The sequence below is a fragment of the Luteibacter sp. genome (assembly GCF_051958795.1).
Taxonomy (GTDB): domain Bacteria; phylum Pseudomonadota; class Gammaproteobacteria; order Xanthomonadales; family Rhodanobacteraceae; genus Luteibacter.
Window position 1 is genome coordinate 1 of the sequence record NZ_JBQCFT010000102.1, and the last position, 7,970, is coordinate 7,970.

Below are 7,970 nucleotides of genomic sequence, written 5' to 3' on the forward strand. Positions count from 1 at the left end.
GCTTGCGCGCGATGGGTGCTCGCGGCGACCCATCGCGCGCAAGCGCGCTCCCACAGGTTCTCCCGTCAGCAACACCGCCCGCCCGTGCCTCTGTACCTCGCCTCCTGCCTCTCCCGGAAAAACTCCCCGTAGCTCGGTACCGGGCGTTCCGGGTGGTGTTCGCGCAGGTGCTTCACGTAGACATCGTAATCAGGCACGCCGCAGCAGAGGCGGGCGGTTTGCACCGCCCACTTCCACAACGAGCGCGGCGATGCCGGGGTGTACGTTTCCATCGGCTCGCTCCTTACTGGGACACGCTGGAGAGGGCGACGTAGGGTTCTTCGTGCGCCGTCGCGTGGTTGGCCTGCCACGCCCGGACGATCGAGCGCAGCGAGAAGAACAGCATGGTCAGCACCAACAGCATGAACAGGCCGGTGAGCGCCATGTCCACGCGGTTGTTGGTGATGATCCGCTGCATCTCTTCCACCGATTTCGCCGGCGGCAGCAGCTTGCCGGAGGCGGCCGCATCGGCATACTTCTGCGCGGCGGCCGTGAAGCTGATCTTGGCGTCGAACAGCTTCTGCCAGCCCGCGGTCAGCGTGCACACCACCAGCCACACCGCGGGGATCGCCGGGACGAGCACGTAGCGTTCGCGCTTGAGCTTCACCGTGACCACGGTGGCCAGCATCAGCGCGATCGCCGCGAGCATCTGGTTGGCGATGCCGAACAGTGGCCACAGGGTGTTGATGCCACCCAGCGGATCGACGGCACCCTGGTACAGGAAGTAGCCCCACAGCCCGACGCAGATCACCGTCGCGAGCACGTTGCTCACCCACGATTCGGTCTGCTTCAGCGGGGCGTAGGCCATGCCGGCGAGCTCCTGGATCATGAAGCGGCCCACGCGGGTGCCCGCATCCACGGTGGTCAGGATGAACAGCGCTTCGAACAGGATGGCGTAGTGGTACCAGAGCGCCATCATGTCCTCGCCCGGCATAAGCCCGTGGAGGAGCTGGGCCATGCCGACGGCCAGGGTTGGCGCACCACCGGCGCGACCCAGGATCGTGCTTTCACCGATGTTCTTTGCCGTGTCGCTCAGTTCGGCGGGGGTGACGACGAAGCCCCAGCTGCTGATCGCGGCAGCGGCATCCTGCACGGTGGTGCCGACCAGGGCGCCCGGCGAGTTCATGGCGAAGTACACGCCCGGGTGCAGCGAGGCGGCGGCGATGAGCGCCATGATGGCGACGAAGGCCTCCATCAGCATGCCGCCGTAGCCGACCATGCGGGCTTCGCGCTCGTTGGCCAGCAGCTTCGGCGTGGTGCCCGAGGCGATGATCGAGTGCCAGCCGGAGACGGCACCGCAGGCGATGGTGATGAACAGGAACGGGAACAGGTTGCCCTGGAACACCGGGCCCGTGCCGTCGATGAACTTGGTGACGGCGGGCATCTGCAGGGTGGGTGCGGACAGGAAGATCGCCAGCGCGAGCAGGGCGATGGTGCCGATCTTCAGGAACGTGGACAGGTAATCACGCGGCGCCAGCAGCAGCCACACCGGAAGCACGGAAGCGAAGAAGCCGTAGCCGATCAGCCACCAGGCAAGCGCCTTGGCGTCGAAATCGAACAGCACGGCCAGGCTCGGCGTGTCGTTCACCGTCTTGCCGTACCAGATGGAGGCCAGCAGGAGGATGAGGCCGATGATCGACACCTCGAGGATGCGACCGGGCCGGATGTAGCGCAGGTACAGGCCCATGAGCAGGGCGATAGGGATCGTCGCGGCAACGGTGAACGTGCCCCACGGGCTGTGGGTCAGCGCCTTCACTACGACCAGCGCGAGCACGGCCAGCACGATCATCATGAGGACAAGCACGCCCACCATGGCGATGACGCCGGGGACCTCGCCCAGTTCCTCACGCAGCATGTGGCCGAGCGAGCGCCCGTCGCGGCGCAGTGACAGGCCCAGGATCATGAAATCCTGGACGGCGCCGGCGAAGACCACGCCCACCAGGATCCACAGCATGCCGGGCAGGTAGCCCATCTGCGCGGCGAGCACGGGGCCCACCAGCGGGCCGGCACCGGCGATCGCGGCGAAGTGGTGGCCGAAGACCACCCATTTGTCCGTGGGGACGTAGTCCAGGCCATCGTTGCGCAGCACGGCGGGCGTCGCCCGGCTCGGGTCCAGCTGGAGCACGTCCCGGGCGATCATCCGGCTATAGAAGCGGTAGCCGATGAGGAAAACCGCGATGGAGGCGGTGACCAGCCAGATGGCATTGATCGGTTCGCCGCGGCGCAGGGCGACGACGCCGAGGCACCAGGCGCCGACGATGGCGATGGCGGCCCACAGGATTTTCCCGGCGGGACTGGGTTTCGGAATGGCGCTATGCATGGTTTCTCGGCTCCCCTTGCGGTTAGCGACAAGGGTCACCCCCGCGCCCGTGGGGGTCAATGATTCGCGGGCCCCGCGCGTATTAGCCATTGGTCGAATGGAAACGACTTGAGCCGGGGCGCCGCACAGGCCATGCTGGCCCTAACCCCACACCCCTGCGGCCTGCCGATGATTCGCGAGATCCTGAAAATGGGCGACGAGCGCCTGTTGCGCATCGCCCCTCCCGTGCCACCCGAGATGGTGGGTTCGGCCGAACTGGATGCCCTGATCACCGACATGTTCGACACCATGCACCACGCCGGCGGCGTGGGCCTGGCCGCGCCGCAGATCGGCGTGGACCTGCAACTGGTGATCTTCGGGTTTGATAGCAGCGAGCGTTACCCCGACGCACCGCCGGTACCGCAGACAATCCTGCTCAACCCGATGATCACCCCGCTGTCGCAGGACATGGAGGAGGGCTGGGAAGGCTGCCTTTCCGTGCCGGGGTTGCGCGGCGCGGTGAACCGTTACTCGCTCATCCGCTACCAGGGCATCGACCCGCAGGGCCTGCCCATCGACCGCACGGCGGAAGGTTTCCATGCCCGCGTGGTGCAGCACGAATGCGATCACCTGATCGGGCGGCTATACCCGTCGCGGATTACGGACTTCACGAAGTTCGGGTTTACCGAAGTGCTGTTCCCGGGGATGGATATCGGGGACGACTGAAGCGCTCGCACATAGGAGCTCACCCTGTGAGCGACGCCGTTCGCGAAGGCGCTAAAGGGCCTTTTGCCTCGAGGCGAAAGATGTCGCCCACAGGGTGGGCTCCTACGCGCTATTCGGCCTCGGCGAGGGCTTCGACGATAACCAGCAGCGCCTTGCGGCGTTCCTTCGGCAGGCGGCTGACCAGCCCGACCAGGCGTAGCTGCTCACGCGAGTCGGCGCGGTAGAGCGCGGGGCTTTCCTTGACGCCGGTGGCGCCGCTGGGCGAACCGCGACCCGTGGCGAGCCATTCGAAGTTCACGCCGAAACGGACGGCCATGTCGATCTGGCGCTCGAGCTCGGGCAGGCCGAGGTCGCTGAGCCACTTGCGTGCCGTTTCCCGGCTGACATCGAAGAGATCGGCCAACTGGGTAATGCGGCCGCGGCCTTTCTTGACGCCGGCCATGTCCAGCGCGACATGCAGGCGTTGAGAAAAACCTCGGTTAGAGAGTGGCATAACAACTCCGGTGAAACGCTTTTACGGCGCAAAAGACCCGGTATTGTTGATAGCCCGGGCCGGGAGCGTAAGCCCTTGACAGTTGCCAAGTCGTGCAATTTACGACTGCTTTTCGTTTTTAACGCCCAAAACGAAACGAGTTGACCGATTTTCTCATTTCGTCCGCCGCTCGATAAGCCGCCTCGGCGAAGTCGGACTCACTGCTGGCATAGATGATGGCGCGGGACGAGGAAATCATCAGGCCGCTGCCGTCGCTCGTTTGCCCGTGCTTCATGACGGCGGCGAGGTCACCGCCCTGGGCGCCGATGCCGGGGACCAGCAATGGCATGTTACCCACAATCGCACGCACGCGACCTAGTTCTTCTGGCCAGGTGGCGCCGGTTACGAGCGCGCAGTTGCCGTTTCCGTTCCAGTCCCGCGCGATCGCCTCGGCCACCCGCAGGTAAAGCGGCCGGCCACCGCAGTCGAGCGCCTGGAAATCGGCGCCGCCCGGATTGGAGGTGCGGCAGAGGAGGATCACACCCTTGTCGGCATGCGCCAGGAACGGCTCGGCCGTGTCCTTGCCCATGTAGGGGTTGAGCGTTACGGCATCAGCTTCGTAACGATCGAACGCTTCGGCGCGGTAGTGCTTCGCGGTCGAACCGATATCGCCACGCTTGGCATCCAGGATCACCGGTATGCCGGGGTGCTTGTCGTGGATATGCCGGATCAGGCGTTCGAGCGCACCTTCGGCGCGTTGCGCGGCGAAATGCGCGATCTGCGGCTTGAAGGCGCAGACCTGGCTGGCCGTGGCATCGACGATATCGCGGCAGAAGGTGTAGATCCCTTCCTCGCCCGAAAGCCCCGCCGGCAGGCGGCCGGGTTCAGGATCCAGGCCGACGCAGACCAGGGAGTCGTTGCGACGCCAGGCGTCCTTCAGCGAGTTCATGAAGTGCACGGGCAGCGCTCCGGTAGAAAGAGTGTTGTAGGAGCCCACCCTGTGGGCGACATCTTTCGCGTTAACGGCACAGGGCCTGTGGCGTCATCGCGAACGGCGTCGCCCACGGGGCGGGCTCCTACGGATGGAAGCCGATCGGTCAGACCAGCTTCTTGTACTTCACGCGCTTCGGGCCGGCGTCGTCGCCGAGGCGGCGCTTCTTGTCGGCTTCGTACTCGTTGTAGTTGCCCGGGAAGAACTCGACGTGCGAGTCGCCTTCGAACGCGATGATGTGCGTGGCGATGCGGTCGAGGAACCAGCGGTCATGCGAGATGACCACGGCGCAGCCCGGGAACTCGAGCAGGGCGTCTTCGAGCGCGCGCAGCGTTTCGACGTCAAGGTCGTTCGACGGTTCGTCGAGCAGCAGCACGTTGCCACCCTGCAGCAGGGTCTTGGCCATGTGCAGGCGGCCGCGCTCACCACCGGAAAGCTGGCCGACGATCTTCTGCTGGTCGGTGCCCTTGAAGTTGAAGCGGCCGATGTACTGGCGCGACTGGATTTCAAAGTTGCCGATCGTAAGGATGTCCGAACCGCCGGAGACTTCCTGCCACACGTTGTTGGCCGGATCGAGCGCGTCGCGCGACTGGTCGACGTAGGCGAGCTTGACCGTGTGGCCCAGCTTCACTTCGCCGGAATCCGGGGTTTCCTTGCCCATGATCATCTTCATGAGCGTGGACTTACCGGCACCGTTCGGGCCGATCACGCCGACGATGGCGCCGCCGGGGATCTTGAACGAGAGGTCTTCGATCAGCACGCGGTCGCCGAACGACTTGGTGACGTTCTTGAACTCGATGACTTCCTGGCCGAGGCGCTCGCCCGGCGGGATGAAGATCTCATTGGTTTCGTTGCGGCGCTGGTACTCGACCGAGTTCAGCTCCTCGAAGCGGTTAAGGCGAGCCTTGCCCTTCGACTGACGACCCTTGGCGGCCGAACGAACCCACTCGAGTTCCTTCTGGATGGCCTTCTGGCGCGACTTCTCCTGGTTGGCTTCCTGCTTCAGGCGCTCGTCCTTCTGCTCCAGCCACTCGGTGTAGTTGCCCTTCCAGGGAATGCCGCGGCCGCGGTCGAGCTCGAGGATCCACTCGGCGGCGTTGTCGAGGAAGTAGCGATCATGGGTGACCGCGACGACCGTGCCCGGGTAGTCGTGCAGGAAGGTTTCCAGCCAGTCGACCGATTCGGCGTCGAGATGGTTGGTGGGCTCGTCGAGCAGGAGCATGTCGGGCTTGGAGAGCAGCAGGCGGCACAGGGCCACGCGGCGCTTTTCACCACCGGACAGCGGGCCGATCATCGCGTCCCACGGCGGCAGGCGGAGGGCGTCGGCGGCCACTTCGAGCTGGCGCTCCAGCGCGTGCGCGTCGTTGGCGGCGAGGATGCCCTCGAGGCGCTCCTGGCGCTTGGCCAGCGCGTCGAAATCCGCGCCTTCCTCGGCGTAGGCGGCGTAAACCTCCTCGAGCTCCTTCTGTGCGTCGAGCACTTCGGAGACGCCTTCTTCGACGGCTTCACGCACGGTCTTGTTCGGGTCGAGGTCCGGCTCCTGCGCGAGGTAGCCGATCTTGGTGCCCGGGTTGGCGCGTGCTTCGCCCTGGTAGTCCTTGTCGACGCCCGCCATGATCCGCAGGACCGTGGACTTGCCCGCGCCGTTGATGCCCAGCAGGCCGATCTTGGCGCCGGGGAAGAACGAGAGGGAGATGTCCTTGATGATCTGGCGCTTCGGGGGGACGATCTTGCTGACCCCGTTCATGGTGTAGATGTATTGCATGGACGCTCCGTAAGGAAAGCCGGCCCCCGGCAGCGGAAGCTCCCGGCGGGCAAACCCTCATTATAGCGGGGTTCGATGACGAAGATCGCCGCCCGGAGAGGGCGCCGGCTGAACGGGCGGGGCCGGCGCCCAGGCCCTTAAAGCAGCCCCGTGGCGACGTAGCGGCGGATGCGCGCCTGGTTCCTTTCCGAGTAGACCTCGCACGGCCACACGCCGAACTCGAAATCGGCCATGTTGGTGCTGCAGGCGGTCCAGCGCTCGGCATCCTCGTGGACGGCCCCGAAGGTATGGCCCAGTTCGTGGGCGACGTTGGATGACGTGCGCACGCTGGCCATCGCGAAGGGGGTGCCCTCGTAGGCTATCCCCAGGGACTTCCCGTTCGGCGAACCCTGGACCACGAGGACCATGCGGGTCGCCCGGGTATCTGGCGCACCAAGCCGCTCGAGAACCGGCTGGGCGGCCTTCCGCCATGCCCCGAGGGCACCTTCATAGCCGTACGGCAGCCTCTCCAGCCCATGCAGCTCGCGATGGACGTGGATCCGGATGTCCTGCCCGGGCAGCACATCGGCGCGCATGTGGCCCAGCCAGGCGCTCACATGCTCTGAGACGAAGTCCTGCTCGTTCATCTGGACATCTTCGTGGAGCACGAAGTGCACATCGATGGTCGGCGGAGCCTCGGCGAAGGCGGGCAACGGGGCGGCCAGGGCCAGGCCGAGGGCCAGGAGCTTGGTTTTCATAGGATTCCTTTCGTGATTTGGCAAATGGACGTTCCACGTCCGCCGGCAACGTTAGGAGACTTTGGGCTGCCCGGGCGTAGGGATGATCCCTGGCGCGCTGTAGGTCGATGCCGACAGGGCGGCCCGCTGGATGCCTACGGGCTTGCCTCGCTGGCCGCAAACCCCCACCTCAGCTACACTTTTCGCCTTCCCCTACGTACTTCCCACGAGGTTGAGATGTTCCCGAAGGATGCAACGATCGCCGGCTATGACGACGAACTCGCCCAGGCCATCGCCAACGAGTCCCGCCGCCAGGAAGATCACGTCGAACTGATCGCCTCGGAGAACTACGCCAGCCCGCGCGTCATGGAGGCCCAGGGCTCCACCCTGACCAACAAGTACGCCGAGGGTTACCCGGGCAAGCGCTACTACGGTGGCTGCGAGTACGTGGACGTCGCCGAAAAGCTCGCCATCGAGCGCCTCAAGAAGCTGTTCGGCGCCGACTACGCCAACGTGCAGCCGCATTCCGGTTCGCAGGCCAACCAGGCCGTGTACTTCGCGCTGCTGAACCCGGGCGACACCATCCTGGGCATGAGCCTGGCCCACGGCGGCCACCTGACCCACGGCGCCAAGGTCAACCTCTCGGGCAAGATCTTCAACGCCGTGCAGTACGGCATCGATCCGGATACCGGCCTGGTCAACTACGACGAGATCGAAAAGCTCGCCGTGGAGCACAAGCCGAAGATGATCGTCGCCGGTTTCTCGGCCTACTCGCAGGTGCTCGACTGGGCGAAGTTCCGCGAGATCGCCGACAAGGTCGGCGCGTACCTGTTCGTGGACATGGCCCACGTCGCCGGCCTCGTGGCCGCGGGCGTGTACCCGAACCCGGTGCCGCACGCGCACGTCGTCACCTCCACCACGCACAAGACCCTGCGCGGTCCGCGCGGCGGCATCATCGTGGC

At 65.5% G+C, this 7,970-nt stretch carries 8 protein-coding genes; 2 read left to right on the plus strand and 6 right to left on the minus strand.

Annotation, left to right across the window (positions count from 1 at the left end; translation table 11 throughout):
• Positions 1-65: 65 nt before the first annotated feature.
• Together ACTHLF_RS05590 and ACTHLF_RS05595 are read right to left on the minus strand one after the other, a co-directional pair.
• Positions 66-272 (minus strand): YbdD/YjiX family protein, encoded by a 207-nt coding sequence (locus tag ACTHLF_RS05590; RefSeq protein WP_440325577.1) that lies wholly within the window; start codon positions 270-272, stop codon positions 66-68.
• An 11-nt stretch (positions 273-283) separates the two neighbouring features.
• Positions 284-2,359 carry a carbon starvation CstA family protein gene (locus tag ACTHLF_RS05595; protein WP_440325579.1) on the minus strand — a complete coding sequence of 692 codons (2,076 nt, stop codon included), beginning with the start codon at positions 2,357-2,359 and terminating at the stop codon, positions 284-286.
• A 168-nt stretch (positions 2,360-2,527) separates the two neighbouring features.
• Between ACTHLF_RS05595 and def the strand changes: the two genes are divergently transcribed.
• Positions 2,528-3,064, plus strand: coding sequence for a peptide deformylase (gene def, locus ACTHLF_RS05600; RefSeq protein ID WP_440325589.1), 537 nt, complete (start codon positions 2,528-2,530; stop codon positions 3,062-3,064).
• Positions 3,065-3,173: 109 nt separating this feature from the next.
• Here the strand turns inward: def and ACTHLF_RS05605 are convergent, their stop codons facing one another.
• From ACTHLF_RS05605 to ACTHLF_RS05620, 4 genes are all read right to left on the minus strand, one after another.
• Complete coding sequence (locus tag ACTHLF_RS05605) at positions 3,174-3,557, minus strand: helix-turn-helix domain-containing protein (RefSeq protein WP_440325580.1); 384 nt, start codon at positions 3,555-3,557, stop codon at positions 3,174-3,176.
• Positions 3,558-3,675: 118 nt separating this feature from the next.
• On the minus strand, positions 3,676-4,494 hold the full coding sequence (gene pyrF / locus ACTHLF_RS05610; protein ID WP_440325582.1) for an orotidine-5'-phosphate decarboxylase: 819 nt from the start codon (positions 4,492-4,494) through the stop codon (positions 3,676-3,678).
• A 139-nt stretch (positions 4,495-4,633) separates the two neighbouring features.
• Positions 4,634-6,292, minus strand: coding sequence for an energy-dependent translational throttle protein EttA (ettA, locus tag ACTHLF_RS05615; protein ID WP_440325584.1), 1,659 nt, complete (start codon positions 6,290-6,292; stop codon positions 4,634-4,636).
• A gap of 137 nt (positions 6,293-6,429) precedes the next feature.
• Positions 6,430-7,029 (minus strand): hypothetical protein, encoded by a 600-nt coding sequence (locus ACTHLF_RS05620; protein WP_440325586.1) that lies wholly within the window; start codon positions 7,027-7,029, stop codon positions 6,430-6,432.
• 216 nt (positions 7,030-7,245) lie between these two features.
• Here ACTHLF_RS05620 and glyA point away from each other — a divergent pair.
• Positions 7,246-7,970: serine hydroxymethyltransferase (gene glyA / locus ACTHLF_RS05625; RefSeq protein WP_440325588.1), on the plus strand; the 725-nt coding region annotated here is incomplete at its 3' end.

What these genes read in the sequence shown, in the direction of transcription:
- ACTHLF_RS05590 (WP_440325577.1), bottom strand. Translation starts at nt 272, where the DNA reads ATGGAAACGTACACCCCGGCATCGCCGCGCTCGTTGTGGAAGTGGGCG.
- ACTHLF_RS05595 (WP_440325579.1), bottom strand. Translation starts at nt 2,359, where the DNA reads ATGCATAGCGCCATTCCGAAACCCAGTCCCGCCGGGAAAATCCTGTGG.
- def (WP_440325589.1), top strand. Translation starts at nt 2,528, where the DNA reads ATGATTCGCGAGATCCTGAAAATGGGCGACGAGCGCCTGTTGCGCATC.
- ACTHLF_RS05605 (WP_440325580.1), bottom strand. Translation starts at nt 3,557, where the DNA reads ATGCCACTCTCTAACCGAGGTTTTTCTCAACGCCTGCATGTCGCGCTG.
- ettA (WP_440325584.1), bottom strand. Translation starts at nt 6,292, where the DNA reads ATGCAATACATCTACACCATGAACGGGGTCAGCAAGATCGTCCCCCCG.
- ACTHLF_RS05620 (WP_440325586.1), bottom strand. Translation starts at nt 7,029, where the DNA reads ATGAAAACCAAGCTCCTGGCCCTCGGCCTGGCCCTGGCCGCCCCGTTG.